Origin of the sequence: Actinokineospora pegani (assembly GCF_009745975.1) — a bacterium.
Classification (GTDB): Bacteria; Actinomycetota; Actinomycetes; order Mycobacteriales; family Pseudonocardiaceae; genus Actinokineospora; species Actinokineospora pegani.
Genome location: NZ_WHOL01000092.1, coordinates 13,887 through 29,221, shown reverse-complemented (window position 1 = coordinate 29,221; position 15,335 = coordinate 13,887). Strand labels below are relative to the sequence as shown.

General features: G+C 73.0%; 12 protein-coding genes and 1 pseudogene. All 13 read right to left on the bottom strand.

The features are described from left to right. Window positions 1-311 (bottom strand): annotated as a pseudogene (locus GCL84_RS16340) (hypothetical protein); the annotation flags it as partial. Continuing rightward, window positions 308-895, bottom strand: a complete 588-nt coding sequence (locus GCL84_RS16335; RefSeq protein ID WP_156756340.1) for a phage tail protein — start codon at window positions 893-895, stop codon at window positions 308-310. The pseudogene GCL84_RS16340 and the gene GCL84_RS16335, both read right to left, overlap by 4 nt. Next, window positions 892-2,844: a putative baseplate assembly protein gene (locus GCL84_RS16330; RefSeq protein ID WP_156756339.1), complete on the bottom strand. Its 1,953-nt coding sequence runs from the start codon at window positions 2,842-2,844 to the stop codon at window positions 892-894. The genes GCL84_RS16335 and GCL84_RS16330 overlap by 4 nt, the downstream gene beginning before the upstream one ends. Then, complete coding sequence (locus tag GCL84_RS16325) at window positions 2,844-3,251, bottom strand: GPW/gp25 family protein (protein ID WP_235926321.1); 408 nt, start codon at window positions 3,249-3,251, stop codon at window positions 2,844-2,846. Before GCL84_RS16325 ends, GCL84_RS16330 begins: the two co-directional genes overlap by 1 nt. Before the next feature lie 96 nt (window positions 3,252-3,347). Beyond that, the gene (locus tag GCL84_RS16320; protein WP_156756338.1) at window positions 3,348-5,675 is read right to left on the bottom strand and encodes a phage baseplate assembly protein V; all 2,328 of its coding nucleotides are present in this window, start codon (window positions 5,673-5,675) and stop codon (window positions 3,348-3,350) included. Next, a complete protein-coding gene (locus GCL84_RS16315; RefSeq protein WP_156756337.1) occupies window positions 5,672-6,535 on the bottom strand; it encodes a LysM peptidoglycan-binding domain-containing protein in 864 nt (287 codons plus the stop codon). The genes GCL84_RS16320 and GCL84_RS16315 overlap by 4 nt, the downstream gene beginning before the upstream one ends. A gap of 1 nt (window position 6,536) precedes the next feature. Further along, the gene (locus GCL84_RS16310) at window positions 6,537-7,013 is read right to left on the bottom strand and encodes a phage tail protein (RefSeq protein ID WP_156756336.1); all 477 of its coding nucleotides are present in this window, start codon (window positions 7,011-7,013) and stop codon (window positions 6,537-6,539) included. A gap of 25 nt (window positions 7,014-7,038) precedes the next feature. Further along, window positions 7,039-7,494, bottom strand: coding sequence for a phage tail protein (locus GCL84_RS16305; RefSeq protein ID WP_156756335.1), 456 nt, complete (start codon window positions 7,492-7,494; stop codon window positions 7,039-7,041). 10 nt (window positions 7,495-7,504) lie between these two features. Then, window positions 7,505-12,568: an eCIS core domain-containing protein gene (locus GCL84_RS16300; protein WP_156756334.1), complete on the bottom strand. Its 5,064-nt coding sequence runs from the start codon at window positions 12,566-12,568 to the stop codon at window positions 7,505-7,507. A 15-nt stretch (window positions 12,569-12,583) separates the two neighbouring features. Further along, window positions 12,584-12,754 (bottom strand): DUF6760 family protein, encoded by a 171-nt coding sequence (locus GCL84_RS29335; protein WP_197523299.1) that lies wholly within the window; start codon window positions 12,752-12,754, stop codon window positions 12,584-12,586. After that, window positions 12,751-13,149 (bottom strand): phage tail assembly protein, encoded by a 399-nt coding sequence (locus tag GCL84_RS16295; protein ID WP_156756333.1) that lies wholly within the window; start codon window positions 13,147-13,149, stop codon window positions 12,751-12,753. The genes GCL84_RS29335 and GCL84_RS16295 overlap by 4 nt, the downstream gene beginning before the upstream one ends. Further along, entirely contained in the window at window positions 13,149-13,616 is a 468-nt protein-coding gene (locus tag GCL84_RS16290; RefSeq protein WP_156756332.1) for a phage tail protein, read from the bottom strand. The genes GCL84_RS16295 and GCL84_RS16290 overlap by 1 nt, the downstream gene beginning before the upstream one ends. 31 nt (window positions 13,617-13,647) lie before the next feature. After that, on the bottom strand, window positions 13,648-15,171 hold the full coding sequence (locus GCL84_RS16285; protein ID WP_156756331.1) for a phage tail sheath family protein: 1,524 nt from the start codon (window positions 15,169-15,171) through the stop codon (window positions 13,648-13,650). Window positions 15,172-15,335: the final 164 nt, after the last annotated feature.

Sequence of the window (15,335 nt, the reverse complement as noted above, 5' to 3'; positions counted from 1 at the left end):
GGCGGCGGAGGAGGCGGGGGCGGCGGCGGTTCGGCCGCCGAGGTCCAGGTGGCCAACGCGGCGGCGGCGGGCGCGGGTTCGCGCTTCTCGACGTAAACCCGCTCGGGCAGCCAGGACGCGACCTTGTTCCGCACCCGCTGCCACAGCGTCAGCTTCACCGGTCGCGGCGGCGCGGGCGGCTCCTCCACCACCACGACGACCTCGGGCGGCGGCGCGACCTTCTCGCCGTTCCACTCCAGGAACTTGCCGCAGTCGCCGCAGAACGCCGACGCCTCGTCGTTGTGGTTGCCGCACATCGTGCAGACGATCACGACAACACCTCCAGCGAGTGCGCGATGTGAACCGGCTTGGCGGCGCGGATCACCGCGGCGACGGCGGCCTCGGACAGCGAGTCGGGCACCCGGGGGCGGACGGTGACCCGCACCCAGTGCTCCACGTCGGTCGGCGGGTCGGGACGGGGCCGCACCGAGAACGACGTGCCGCCGCTCTCAGCGATCTCCACCTCCCCGTCCACCACGACCTCCAGGTGCCTGCGCAGCCCGGCCATGGTGCCGCGCATCCGGAACAGGTCCACCGCCTCGGCGACCACCGCGCGCTGCGCCGACAGCGGCCAGCTCTCGTCCAGCAGCACGCCGAACCAGCTCGACAGCCAGCGGACGAACTCCTCGGGGGCCAGCAGCGGGTCGACGTAGCCGTGCACGCAGTCGATGGTGTTGATGATCGGGGCGAGCACGTCGTCGAAGGCCCCGGTGAAGCGCACCGCGAACCGGTCCTCGGCGAACACCGCGGGCAAGTGGTCGATCAGCGGGTACGGCGAGGGCAGCGGCGCGGTGGTGGCGAGCGGGGCGGGGCGGTGGGGCACCAGCGCACCGCCGGTCTCGGCGAGGGTGCTCACGACCGCTCCACCCGGACCTGGTGGTCGTAGGAGAAGGCGAGGCCGCCCGGTCCCACCGGCAGCCGGGTCACCTCGGCGCCGCGCTCCCCGGTCACCGGGTTCGCGCCGTAGAGCCGCACGTCCTCCACCACGTCCACCCCGCGCACCGATTGCAGCAGCGCGAACACCTCGCCGTGCGAGACCCGCCTGCCGAACGCCCAGCCGGTGCCGTCCTCCCCGCCGGTCAGCGGGTTGATGAAGGAGTACAGCGCGGTCAGCGCCCTGGTTCGGACCTCGTCCGGGTCGAGCCGGGTGCGCGCCACCAGCCGGGCCACGACCGTGACACCGCGGTAGCGGGGCGGTTCCACCAGGACCCGGGTGCCGACCAGCCGCACGTCGTCGAGCCTGCGGGCGATGCGCTCCAGGGTGTCCGCGGTCGGGACCAGGTCGGCGAAGAGCAGTTGGCCGTCGCGGTGCGCGGCGGCGGGCACCACGAGCACCTTCACCGCGCCGTGCGCCACGTCGTCCTCCCCCGCGGTGAGGCAGTGGATGCGAGCGACCTCCGGGGCGGCCTCGCGGGAGATGGCCTCGTAGTCCTCGGCGGTGACCGCGCGGCTGCGGGTGCGCAGCATGATCGGCCCGCGGGTCTTGGCCTCCTCCAGGGTCTCCCCGTCGACGCCGCCGGAGGCCGGGTGCAGGTTGGTCACCCCGGCCACGAACGGGATGGAGCCCTTGAGGGTGTCGATGGCGTAGCGGGCCACGTTGCCGCTCAAGCCGCCGCCGCTGTAGTAGCGGCGCGCGCGGACCCGCGCGCCCGGTGCCGGGACCGCGCCGTACTGGTGCAGCTCGCGGTCGGGCAGCCGCACGGCCGGGCCGAACTCGATCTCGCCCGCGACCCCGTCGAGCACGAAGTGCCGGTCCAGCGGGCCGCTGTTGGCGAACCCGTCGACCTGCGTCCACTCCTGCCACCCGGTCTCGCCAGCCACCTCGATCACCGCGGCGTGCGCCCCGGCCAGGACCGGGGCGTGGTTGAGCCGGAACCGCTGCCCCGGCACGCCCTCGGACTCGCCGAGCTCCTCGAACTCCACGATCCGCCCGTGCACCGCCGCGGCGGTGGCGCCGACGGTGCCCGCGGCCAGCGACCGGACCACCGGCGAGGAACTGTAGGACGGCTGCCCCGGCAGCGGCTCGACCACCCGCACCCGCAGCCAGCCCGCCCGCTGGTCCTCGATGACGCTGGCCTCGTGCCCGCGCGGCAGGTGCACCACGATCCGGCCGGACTTGTTCAGCCCGCCGGTCTCGTCGGTGGTCACGTCGCACCCGGTCCACCCGGTGCCCGTCCACGCCTCCCACACCAGCGGCGGGTGCAGCGGGTTGACACCGACACCGGTCGTCTCACCGCGGAAGTCCAGCCGCATGGCGCAGGCGGGCGCCGGGTCGCGCAGGCCGATCAGCAGCGCGTCGTCCAGCTGCGGCGGTTCGCCGAACGCGGCGAACTCCTGGCCGATCTGGTGGGCGTTGGTCTGGTTCTCACTGGCCACCTTGCCCCCGGACACCCGGCGGACCGCCGCGATCGAGGTGGGCAGCACCGGCAGGTCGGCGATCGTGGAGAAGACCACGGACTCCTCGCTCTCGGTGCGGGTGGTGGACACGGCCGTGCCCGCCCGGATCACCAGCGGGGACCTGGCCGGGGTGGACAACCAGAACGTGATCGGCACCTCGGCCGGGGTGGGCGGCAGCATCCGCACCCCCAGCAGTTCGAGGAACTTCACGTACAGCCGGTCGGGCACCCGGTTGAGCCGGTAGCACAGCTGCTCGGTCATGAAGGCGAACGTCTCGATCAGCGTGATGCCGGGGTCGGAGACGTTGTGGTCTGTCCACTCGGGACAGCGTCGCATCACGTACCGCTTGGCGTCGTCAACCAGGTCCTGGAACCGCCGGTCGTCCAGGCTCGGGGCGGGAAGCACCATCAGTAGTCCCCCTCGTCGGGAATGGTGTAGAAGGGGTGGACCAGGTTGCGCTCGTCGTTCTCACCCTTGACCAGGTAGGTGATGTCGATGTTGAGCAGGTTCTCCTGGTTGTCGTCCGGGTAGACGACGACGTCGCGCACGGTGACCCGCGGTTCCCACATGGCCAGTGATTCGTGCACCTCGCGCTGGATCTGGGCGAACACCACCGTGGTGGCGCTCTCGAAGACGAAGTCGCGCAGCTTGGCACCGAACGCCGGGCGGAACGGCCGCTCCCCCGGGTAGGTCGAGAGCACCAGCGTCATCGCCTGTTCGAGCTTGCGCGCGCCGCCGACGGTGGCGATGGTGCCGTTGCTGGTGACGTCGAAGGGGAACGCCCAGCCGCGGCCGATGAATTCGTCTTCTATCAACGGGGGCTCCTAGGTCGTGTTCGGGAAGTCTCGTTCGATGAGAGTCGTGATCGAGGTCGGCGCGGCTATCGCGAACACGGGCTTTGCGAACACGGCCTAGATGGGGATGGGGATGCCGTTGACCAGCGGCAGGCCGATGATGTTGACCGTCGGCGCGTTGAGCGTGATCGCGGTGGAGGACTTGATGATCAGGTTGGCGCCGCCGTCGATGAGCATGGTCCCGGACGGGCCCGCGCCGATGTTGATGAAGCCGTTCATGGTGCTGATGTTGATGTTGTTCAGCGGCATGGTGGTCACCCCGGGCACCGGGTCGGCGGTGATGTTGACCCCGCCGTTGACCTGGTCGACGGTGACCCCGATCTCCCCGTTCTGCGAGCCGAGCCGCACCGCGGAGCCGAGTGCGCCCGCCCCGGGCGGGACGATCGGGCCTGCGCCGCCGTCGGTGCCGCCGCCCGCGTCGAGGTCCATCCCCAGCGCCTGCCCGGCCTCGGCCGTCGACGGCGCGTCGAGCGGGGCCGGGACGTCGTAGAACAGCAGGGCGTTGCCGGTGCTGGAGACGAACCCGCGGTGGTGGATCTCGGTGATCATGCCCGGGGTCAGCGCCGACCCGGCGATGGACTCGGTGGCCTCGTCCATGATCTCGCCCGCGACCCGGTCGCCGATCGCGCCGCCCACCGCGCCCGCCAACGGCCCGCCCATGGGCCCGGCCAGGGCCGAACCCGCCATCTGCCCGGCCATCCCCGCCGCGGCGCTGCCCAGGCCGAGCAGACCGCCCGCGAAGATGGGGCCGCCGCTGGCGATGCTCCACTCGGTCAGGTTGTTCATCATCGCGCCGAGCATGTACGGCCTGCGGGCGTCGCCGAACTCGAAGGCCACCAGCACCTCGTCGCCGATCTCCGGCATGAACATCGCGCCGCTGCGCTGCCCGGAGCAGAATTGCACGTTCGGCGCCCAGTCGGTCTCGAAGTCCGGGGACAGCCAGGGCAGCGTCACCTTCACCCTGCCCTTGCCCAGCGGGTCGGCGCAGTTGCTGACCACCCCGCACACCACCCCCTCGAGCACCGGGTTGCCCGCGGAGCGCTTGGCGCCCTTGGAGGTCAGGCCGAGCATCGTGCGGTCCTGCCTGCCGTGGGCGGAGAACACCACCCGGTAGCCGAACTCCGAGTCGTCGAAGATGTGCCGGGCGCGGGAGACGTGCCAGGCGCCCGCGAAGATGCCGGGCACCCCGGAGATCGAGACCTGGCCGCCCGGCTGGATGCCCGGGTTGCCCTTGGCCTCACCCTCGGCCTCGGCGAAGGTGCTGCCGACGTCGCTGCCGAGCGCACCGGCGACCATCGGGCCGGAGGTGGCCATGGTGGTGCCGTCGGCGAACGGGCGGTCGACCACGACGCGCGCGGTGTTGCTCGGCGGCGGGCCGAGGAAGCCAACCGGTGAGCCGATCAGGCCACCGGTGGCCTGGGCGACCTCGTCGCCGACGGCGTCGATGGCGCCGTCGACGCCGTTGGCCGCACCGGTCACGCTGAACGAGGTCAGGGAGTCCACAGCGGACTCCAGGGAACCGGTGACCGCGCCGGACGCGCCCCCGGTGAACTGCCTGCCCAGGGCGTTGGGCGAGGGGTCCGCCCCGACCGGGGTGTTGGTCACCTGGGCCAGGGTCTGGCGCAGCATCGGGTCCCACACCCGGACCTCGACGTCCGGGGTCAGGTTGCCCCCGGTGATCCGCGGCCGGAAGCTGATCAGGTTGTCCGGGAACTTCACCTCGACCGTCGACCCGCCGCCCGCGAGGTCCGCCAGGATGCTGCGGCCGAACCCGGACATGCCACCGCCCGCCGCGGTGAGGCTGTCGCCCGCCGGGCGGAAGTGGAACTGGCCGTTCGCCACCCCCATCTCGAACCCGATCTCGGTGGCCCTGGCGACCAGGAACTCCCAGTCGGTCTGGTTGACCTGCGCCAGGTAGGCGTGCGTGGTGCTGGTCGCCACCACCTGCCCGACGCTCAGCCCCGCCTCCGAGGCCACCCGGCGGGCGACGTCGGCGTCGGTGACGTTGAGGAAGCTGCGGCTGCGCTTGGCCCGCTGGAGCCGGTGCGCCCCGGTGTAGCCGCGCACGACCGTGCGGGCGGTGAGGCCCTGCAACAGGCCCTCGATCGCGGTCACCTCCCCGACGATCAGCGGCACGCCCGACCCCGAGGCGCCGGGGCCGCTCACCATCACCTCCGACCCGATGGACAGCCCCGCCATCCCCAGCGTGGAGCCGTCGAGGTCCAGGAACACCAACTCGAACATGCCGGGCAAGTTCACGTCGTTGTCCACCACCACCCGCAGCAGCCGCGAGGCCGCGACGGGGTTGAGCGGCGCACCGCCCACCGCCACCCCGGCCCGGCCGGTGGGCTCGCTGTCGGCGATGCTCTCGACCGGATGGCTCATGACCGCTCCCCCGGTGCGGGCAGCCGCAACTGGCGGCCCGGTTTGACGCGCAGCGGGTCGTCGAGGTCGTTGGCCTCGGCCACCGCGCGCCACGCCTGCGGGGAGCCGTAGGTGCGGGTGGCGACCTGCACCACGCCCTCCCCCTGGGTGACCACGTGCCTGGTCCGACCGGGGAGGCCGCCCGAGGTGGGGTTGGTGCCCGGCGGCTTCTCGGTGTACTCGACCAGGGTCAGGTCGACCTTCGCCCACACCGGGATCCCGGAGCCGTCGAAGCGCTTGTAGTTGATCTTGAAGCTCTCCAGGTTGACCAGCGTGCCCGCACCGGAGGGACCGCCGACGCCCCACATGAACCGGAGGACCGGCAGCTTGTAGTAGACCGGCGGACTGGCGGTCGCGCCGGTGACCTTGGTCAGCGACGAGGAGTCGCCACCGGGGGTCCCGCTGGTGGAGGACAAGGGGTTGAACCGGGGCAGGATGGTGTTCTTGGCGAAGCTGAAGGCGGAGTCGAGCAGGTTCGCACCCGCGCCGACCGCCGGGGCCGGGGTGGACCACTCCATGAGCCTGTCGATCGACGTCTGGGTCATCAGGGCGCCGGTCAGGTGCCCGTCATCCAGCCGGATCTTGACGTTGCCGCTGGCCTTGACCGCGTCCTTGAACGAGCTGTCGACCGTGCTGCGCTCGCCCTCGGTCTTGTTGGTCTTCTCCACCTGGACCTTCGCCGGGTTGAGGGTGAACACCACCGAGAACCCGCCGCTCACGGGCACCAGCATCGCCTTGGCGTTGCCGGTGAGCGCGAGCCCGAGGTTGAATGCCTGGCTGAGCTTGTCGCCGCCGCCGAAGCCGATCGGGGGGAAGGCCATGTCACAGGAACCCTTCGTGATCCAGCTCGAGCCGCTCGATGGCGACCGCGCTGTCCTTGGCGACGAGGGAGGGGCCGTACCAGCCCGAGGGGTAGACGTTGCGCAGCTCCCAGGACGACACCTCTTCCCAGGCGGAGTCGAGCAGGGTGATCCGCGCGGTGCTGCCACCGAGGACCGCGTTGACGATGTCGGGCATGAACCCCGGCTGCTTCCAGGCGCTGAGCTTGTCGCTCAACCACTCCCGCAGCACCTGCGAGGACGCCTTCTCCATCGCCCGTTCCAGCTTGACGGTCGGGTACTCGACGTCGGCGAAGAGGATCTTCTGGTAGCCGTACTCGCCGTTGTCGTAGAACTTGTGGATCTTGCACTTGAGGTCCAGGCCCTTGCACGAGGTCCAGTTCCCCAGGTTCACCCCGTCGATGACGACGTTGAACCGCATCGCCATGCCGAGCGCGAGGTTCCCGCCCTGTCCGCTCACCGCTTCCTCCTCTCCGGCACGCCGATCACGCGCCGGCCTGCTGGGCGGCGAGCAGGAAACCGGAGTAGACGATCTCCAGCGTCTCCATGGCCACCTTCCCCGTCGTCGCGTCGAACTCGCTGATCTGCCAGGCGATCGGGAACATCTCCCGCAGCGTCCAGACGATCACCGAGTCGCCCGCCGAGGTCAGCATCTCCACCGCCCCCTCCTCCGGGGTGCCGCCGCTGGCCTGCACCTCGCCCAGCCAGGTCTGCACCGCCTTGGTGCCGGTGGTGTCGGCGGCCCGGCTGAGCTTGAGCGTGGCGAACTTGGGCACCCCGGCGAACTTGAAGTACTGGTCGGAGTGCCCGACCCGGTACTCGGCCAGGTCCCACTTGACCGACAGACCGGCCACTTTGGACCACGCCCCGAGGTCCCGCGACCCCGCGGACACCACGAACCGGTGCGCCATCCCGTGCGCCAGGGTGGGCGGATTTGCCATCTGCTGCTCCTCAGCCGAAGTCCAGTAGCGTGCCGGTCCGCTCGCGCTCGACCAGGACGTCGAAGCGCAACCGCCCGATCAGCGTGGTGTACAGCCGGTTGGCCAATTCCTCGAAGTGCTCCTGGTCGTCGAGGTCCATCCACCGCAGCGGCGGGTGCTCGACCAGGTGGTCGTCGATCTCCTCGAGGGACAACCCGGTGTCGACCTCGCCGCTGTCGTCGCTGTCGTCCCCGGGCGGGCCGCCGAACCCGCCCACCCGGGGCGGGCCGTCGTCGTCCGGGTCGGAATCCGCGTTGTCCCGGAAGAACTGGTCCAGGGACCACTCCTGGCCGCCCCCGGGGAGTTCGGTGGCCGACGGGATGGCGCGGATGTCCTCGGGGGTGATCCCGGACGGCAGGGCCTGCACCTGCCAGCTCGCCGCGCCCAGGTCGGCCCCGCCCTTGGCCACGACGGCCGCGCGAGGCCGGGCCAGGAACTCCTCCTTGCGCGCGCCGTCGTCCGCATCAGAACCATCCTCATCGGACCCGTCACGCCGCGACACCTGCGGCAGGTGCCCGTGCACCAGCGGCGGGGCCGCCTGCACCCCACCGGCCACCCAGTGCTCCACGGCCACGGCCTCGTCCTCCAACTGTCTGCCCACAACGGTGTCCGGCCCCGGCAGCACCGCCCCGAACCGCCGCTGCTGGGCGACGTGGGTCAGCTCGTGGGCCAGCAGCGGGGCGGCGGCACCGGCGAGGTCACCGGCCGACTCGGGCACGTGCGCCACGCCGTCCCTGGCGAACCCGCGCGCCCCGATCCGGTGCGCCATCCGGGAGACGTCGTCCCCGCGCCGCACGGTCACATCGGCCAGGTCGACCGCCAGCGCCCGCCGCAGCGGGGCCACCAGGACGGCGGGGACCGGGTTCTCCACGGCGGACTGGGCGATGGTGCTGATAGTCGCCAGACCGGGGGCGCGCTGGACATCAGCGTGCACCACCCCGATCGGGTGGACCACCTCGGTGGGGCGGCTCGCGTCGGAGGAGTGGAGTGCGTCGGCGGGGTGGGTGCGGGGTTCGAGGTGCCGCAGGGGCGGGGTTTCCTCGGGGTGGGAGGTGTCCCACGGATGCTGGGAGGGGCCCTGGGTGTGCGGGGTGGCGGTCCAGGCGAGGGGGGCGACGGGAACCACTGCGCCGTCGGGACCGCCGAGCGGGGCGTGCGGGCCGGGAACCGGGAACGCCTGGCCGGGAGCCAGGAGCCCAGGGTCTGTGTGCGCGAGTGCCGCGCTGCTCGGCGGTGCCAGGTCAGCGTGCGCCGGTGCCGCGCCGGTCGGCGGCGCCGGGTCGGTGTACGCGGGTGCCGCGCCGGTCGGCGATGCCGGGTCGGTGTGTCCGGACGCCGCGCTGGTCGGCGGTGCCGGGTCAGCGGGAGCCGGGGCGGCCGAGCGGAGCGGGTGGACGAGCGGTTCTGCGGCGGAGGGCGAGTCGTCCGGTCGGGCGGGGTCGGTGAACGGGTCGGCTGACCGGGTCGGCTCTGCGAACGCGCCGGGAGCCGGGGTGGTGGAGTCGGGAGCCGAGGGGTCCGTCGAGATCTGGCCGGACAGCACCACGGCGGAGTCCGACGACGGTCCCTGGCCCGCTTCGGGTGCGCCTGCTCCGGCGTCAAGCACCGGGGCGGGCTCGGTTGGGTTCGGTGGTGCGGTTTCCGCCTCGGTGGGGGGAACCTCAAACGCGGTGGGACCCGGCAGCGGAGTCGCCGAGGGAGTTGCGTCGGCCACCGGAACGGCAGGGGCGCCAGTGCTCGGCGATGAAGGTGCCGGGCGGGGTGCGTCGATGAACGGAGCGGGTTCCGGCGCGGAGACCGTCGTCGGGGTCGCGGAGACGGGCGGGGTCGCGGCGGCCGAGGGGGCCGACGAGACCGGGCCGGCGAGGGAGGCGGGCGGGGTGCTCCGCGACTCCGGCGTGGCGACGGACTCCCCGGCCCCAGTGGTGGGCTCGGCTGCCCGAGTGGTGGGCTCAGGCGTCCGGGTGGTGGACTCGGGCGTCTGGGTGGCGGGCTCAGCCGGGCGGGTAGTGGGCTCGACCGTCCGAGCGGCGGGTTCAGGCGTCTGGGTGGCGGGCTCGGCCGGGCGGGGGCGCGGGTGGCTGAGGTGGGGGTTCCCCGACGGCGAAGCGGCGGGGGCGGTTCCGGCCGGGAGGCCGCCCGCTCCCGGGGCCTGCGGGGCGGGAACGCCGGACTCGGCCCGGGGCGCGACACCCGAGAGGTCCGCTCCCGGCGCCGTGGTGGACCGCTGGGCCACCGGCGGGAGACCGCCGGACGGTGAGGTCACGGGCACGACCGTGCGGCCGGTTCCGACGGCCGCCGAACCCGGTTCGGTGACGGAACCTGCTGCGGCGGCCCCACCCGGTTCCGCAACGGAACCTGCTGTGGTGCCAGAACCCGATTCCGCAACAGAACCCGGCTCGGCAACAGATCCCGGCATGGTGACAGAACCCGGCTCGGCAACGGGACCCGGTGTGGTGGCGGAACCCGGTTCCGCGACAGATCCCGGTGTGGTGGCGGATTCTGTGGTGGTGGCGGCGTTCCCACTTGGCGCAGCGGCGGCTTCGGCAGGCCCGGTGACGAGCGTGGAGCCACCTGCCGCCGAGGTGCCCGCACCCTGATCACCGGCCGCCGTGCTTGCGCCGGTGTCGGTGGTCGGGGCCGCAACCCGGGCCGGTCGAACGACGGGCAGGGCGTGATCAGCCTGCGGAGCATCCTCGGCCAACGGGGAGACGGGCACCGCGTTCACACCGTGGCGGGTGCTCGGTGCCGAACTCGCGGTCAGCGGGGTGCCGCCGTCCTGCGAGGCGGTCGGAGCGACGACGTCAACCGGCGCCGTGAGGGGTACCGCGCCTCCGTCCGCCGGGGCGGCGGGCGCGCTCGTCTCCACGGGTGCGGCGCTCCCGGTCAGCGAACCGTCGGGCGCGGCGTGCCCGATCGGTCCCCCACCGGAGACGGGGTTCCCGATGAGTCCCCCGTCGGACGCGGTGCTCCCGGCGAGCGGGATGGCGGCGGACCCGTCCGGGGAAGCGGTGGACCCGGTCGGCGGGGTCTCCCGCGCGGTGGCTCCGGCGCGCCGGGCCACGGGCAGCGGGGCTCCGGGCGTGCTCGGTTCTTCGCTCGGGGTGTCGACGGGAACGACTCGGGCGGGAACCCCCTCCCGTGAGTCGGCGGGCGCAACGGTTCCGGCGAACGGGGTCACCGGGGCACCGGCATCCCGCCGCACCTGCCCGGGTTCGCCCGCCCGCGAGGTGGCGGGCAGGTCGTCGCGCGCAGGCGCGGTGGCACCCGTGTCCTGCGGGGTGGTCGCGACCGGCGCCGTGCCGGGTCCGGCCTCCGACTCGGTGTGCGACCCCAAGGATTCGGGCAGCGCGGGCACGGCGCCCGCGTCCCGGCGGACGACCGGCAGCGCGGCATCCCCGGTCGCGGTGGCGGGTACCCCGGTCGGGGACACCACCGGGAGCGCGGTCCCGGGCGGTGCCGCGTCCGCGTGCTGCGGGGTGGTGCCGACCAGCGGGGAGGCCGGGCCGTCTCCAATGTCCGCTGACGGTTCAGCCAAAGGGCTAGGGACCTCGGCAAACCGCTCGGCGCCGGGCGCGCGGGTGGCCACCGGATCGGTGCCCGGCTCCGACGACGGGGTGGCGGGCGCAGAGGCCCCGGACAGTGCGGAGGACTCAGAGAACACAGCGGAATCAGCGGGCTCGGACAGCGCTGGGTGGTCCGGCGGCGCCGGGGGTTCGGGCAACGGAGTGTCGGCCGGGGGCTGTTCGCCGTGCTCGGTGGCAGCGTGGTCGGGTTCGACCGGCCGGTCCGCGGTGGGCGCGGTGGCGGTCCACTGCGGTTCGGCGGCTTCGTCCCACTCGGCCGCGGTGTCGGAGGCGGCCAGAGGCGGGCGCGTGGCGTGGATCAGCGGGGTCTCCCGCGCGGGGTCCGGCGCCAGGTTGTCCACTTCGGACAGTAGGATCGGTTCACCGGAGAGGCGCTGGGGTGTGCCCGCCGGGGAGTGCGGGTTCTCCGCCGCGGTGGGGAGCTGGGCGGGGGCGGAAGACTCCGGCGCGGTCTCGGAGGTCGACGCGTCGGTGGCGGGCTGCTCGAGCGCGGTTTCGGTGGGCTCGTCCGACGGCTGCGCCTCGACGGGCGCGGCGTCGACGGGGACCGGAATCGCGGCGGGTGAGTCCGCCGCGTCGGTCGGTTTGCGGCCCAGGCCGAGCCTGCGGCTCTCGGCGAGCGACGCGCGCCTGCCGGGCGGGCGCACCACAGGTGCCTCCGCGGCGAGCGGACGCGCCTCGACGAGCGGGGCGGGCACCTCCGGGCGCGGGGCCTCCGGGCGCGGCGGCTCGACCACCGGCGGGGGTGGCAGCCGGATCGGCGCGGGCGGGCGCTCCCCCTCCGCCTCCAGGTACAGCTCCGCCAGCACCCGGTCCTTCTCCTGGTAGGCCTTGTGCATGAACGCCGACGGCCGCACCGGCTTCTGCGGGACCACCGGCTCCGCCACCCACCGGTCGTCGGCCGCCGTGAGCGGCACCGCGCCCGCTCCCGCCGACACCCGCACCGGCAGCGCCCGGGGCCGCGCCGCGACCACCACCGGCGGCGCGTACTCCCCCACCGCGTCCACGGGTCCGGCGACCGGAACCGGCACCACGATCCCGGCCACCCGGCCGGGCAGCCCGGCGGACCGCTCGACCGCGGGCGCCACCGCGAACCCCGACAGCACCCCGAACGTCTCGGTAACCACCGTCAGCGGCGCGTCGACCGGCACCGTGCCGCGCATCGCGGGCAGCGACCGCCACGCCGCCCGCCGCCGCTCCGGCACCTGTTCCGCCGCCCCGGCCGATTCGGCCGCCGCCTGCTCCGCCACCGCCCGTTCCGCAGCAACCCGTTCCGCCGCCACCTGGTCCGCCGCGACCCGGGTGGTCGGCTCGGCGGGGGTCGGCCCGGCGCCTGCGGTCGGGGCGGCGGCGGTCGGGGCGGCGGCGGTCGGGGCGGCGGCGGTCGGGTCGGCCGCCGCACCGGGGGCGGCGGTGCGGCGGGATCGGCGCAGGGGCCACAGCGGCATGGGTCGGTCCTCCCGTCAGTACTCGTCCTGGTCAGCGCCGTCGATGCGGGCGTTGATGTTGCCGATCTCCTGGATGACCCTGGCCCGGGTGCGGTGGTCGAGCTCCAGGATCGAGTCGAACGACCAGTGCAGGTAGTAGGCGATGTAGACGATCTCCTCCCACAGCCGGTCGGGCGGCGCGGTCACCCGGCGACCTCACCGGCCACGTCCACCAGGAACCGGTGGGCGCACTCGGGGCAGGCGACCTCGGCCTCGGTGTGGCCCTGCTGGTTGACCCGGCGGTAGAGGTCCTGCAGGAACGCCAGGTCCGAGGCGAACAGGTGCTCCACCACGAACCGGTCGACCACCGGGAGGGTGCCCAGCCGACCCACCGTGCGCATCAGCAGGTAGATCGACAGGTACGCCGGGTTCTGCCGCACCAGGGGTTCGGCGTGGGCGGTCAGCTCGTCCTTCGCGGTGGCCAGCCGCAGCACGCCATCGCGGTGGACGGTGCCGTGCTCGTCGGCGAAGCCGCGGGGCAGGACGAACGGGTACTCGGTGCGCAGGCCGGTCCCCGCGGCTTCGGCGGTGGCGGTCATCATCAGCCCTTCGTCAGGTCGATCTGCTCGCAGGTGAGGGTGACGGTGGCGATGACGGCCTCGCTGCCGCCCGCCTTGAGGCCGCCGATCTCCAGCTTGGACGGCCAGGCGTTGAGCAGCTGGTAGGTCTGCTTGGGCACATTGGCCATGTCGAGCAGGATCAGCGAGCAGGTGCGGCGGGCGGTGGGCTGCCCGGCGAGGACCTCCTGGTGCCAGGTCCACAGCGCGTAGTCCTGGTCGACACCGCGCTTGAGCACGACGGTGGCGGGCTTGGTCTTGCCGAACTGCTTCGACATCGACACGCCGACCTTGCCGCTGGCCAGGTACTCGGTGACCTCGACCTCGGAGACGATGCCGGACATCTCGGAGAAGGTGATCTCGGAACCGCCGTCGAACTGGACGACGAACCGGGCGGCGCTGACCAGCGAGGAGGTGTTGCTGCTGGCCATGGACACGCGGGGCATGGTCATGGGTCACTCCTTGGGGACGTGGGTGGACAGGTCACTCTTCGAGCGCGGCGCCCTGCGGCATCTGCGAGATCCGGAAGATCACGAACTCCGCGGGCTTGACCGGCGCGACGCCGATCTCGATGAACAGGTTGCCCGCGTCGCGGCTCTCCGGCGGGTTGTTCTCCTCGTCGCACTTGACGTAGTACGCCTCGGAGGCCGACCGGCCGACCAGGGCGCCGCCGCGCCAGATGCGCTGGAGGAACGCGCCGACGACCCGGCGGACGGACTCCCACAGGTAGGCGTCGTTGGGTTCGAACACGACCCAGTTGGTGCCGTTGAGGATGGACTCCTCGATGAAGTTGAACAGCCGCCGCACGTTGACGTAGCGCCACTCCGGGTCGCTGGAGAGGGTGCGGGCGCCCCAGACGCGGATGCCCTGGCCGGGGAAGGCGCGCATGCAGTTGATGCCGAGCGGGTTGAGCTGCTCCTGCTCGGCGCGGCTGATCACCGTGTGCAGGGAGACCACGCCGCGCAGCACCTCGTTGGCGGGCGCCTTGTGCACGCCGCGGGTCTCGTCGCTGCGGGCCCAGACGCCTGCGACGTGGCCGCTGGGCGGCACCGAGATCCGGTTGCCGCTGCTCTGGTCCATGACCTGCACCCACGGCCAGTAGAGCGCGCCGTACTTGGTGTCGTACCCGGCGAACTCGGTGCGCCACTCCTTGACCTGCTGGGAGTTGAGCCCCGGCGGCGGGTCCAGGATGGCCACCCGGTCCGACATCAGCTCGCAGTGCGCGACCATGGCCAACTGCACCGCCTTGACGCCCTCGGCGTCGATCTGGCCGTGCTGGTAGGCCGACATCAGGTCCGGGGCGAGGACCATGGTGATCTCGTCGATGGCCTCGAACCCGCCCAGGCCGGTGCGGTCGATCGGGTCGCCGACGTAGGAGGCGGCGCTGACCTTGGCGGGCGGCGGCGAGCTGGGCACCAGCGCGACGGCGGCGTCCTTCTTCGGCAGCGCGATCGCGGTGGACTTGGTGTCGTCCAGGGCGATCAGCTTGGACTGCTTGGCCACGACGGTGGCCACGTGGTGCGGACCGCGCTTGGCGGTGACGTTGTCGAAGGACTCCACCACCTTGCCCGCGCGCAGCACGTCGAGCTTGAAGGTGTCCTCGCCGGGCTGGCTGGCCTCGGCGACCGACACGCTCAGGTCGTCACCCTTGGTCAGCGCCCGCACGGTGAACGCGGGCTGGTCGTCACCCGACGCGGCGGGCACGACCGCGTGGTTGGCGGCGGGCTGCTCGCCGTCCACGGCGGGCTGGGGCAGCCGGATCACGTACGCGGCGCCGCCGCCGTTGAGGAAGTAGCCGTAGATGGACTGCGGCAGGTAGGCACCCTCGATGAAACCGCCGAAGGTGCGGGTGAAGTGGGTCCAGTTGGTGACCAGGGTGGGCTCGGAGATGGGGCCCTTCTCGGCGAAGCCGACGAACCCCGCGACCGCCGTGCCGACGCCCTCGATGGGTTTGGAGCCGGACGACACCTCTTCGACGTACACACCTGGAGCCAGATAGTTGGGCATCGACTCTCCCAGTTGTCAACCGGATCGGACGACGATCAGGCTGGCACCGCGCGGCCCCCCGGCGGCCCGTCGCGCGCGCAGCCCCGTGGTCACCCGCGGTTGCCCTCGAGGGCAACCGGCGGTGGCCGCGGGGCGGGCCGCGGCGCGGCTGCCCGGGCGCCCGC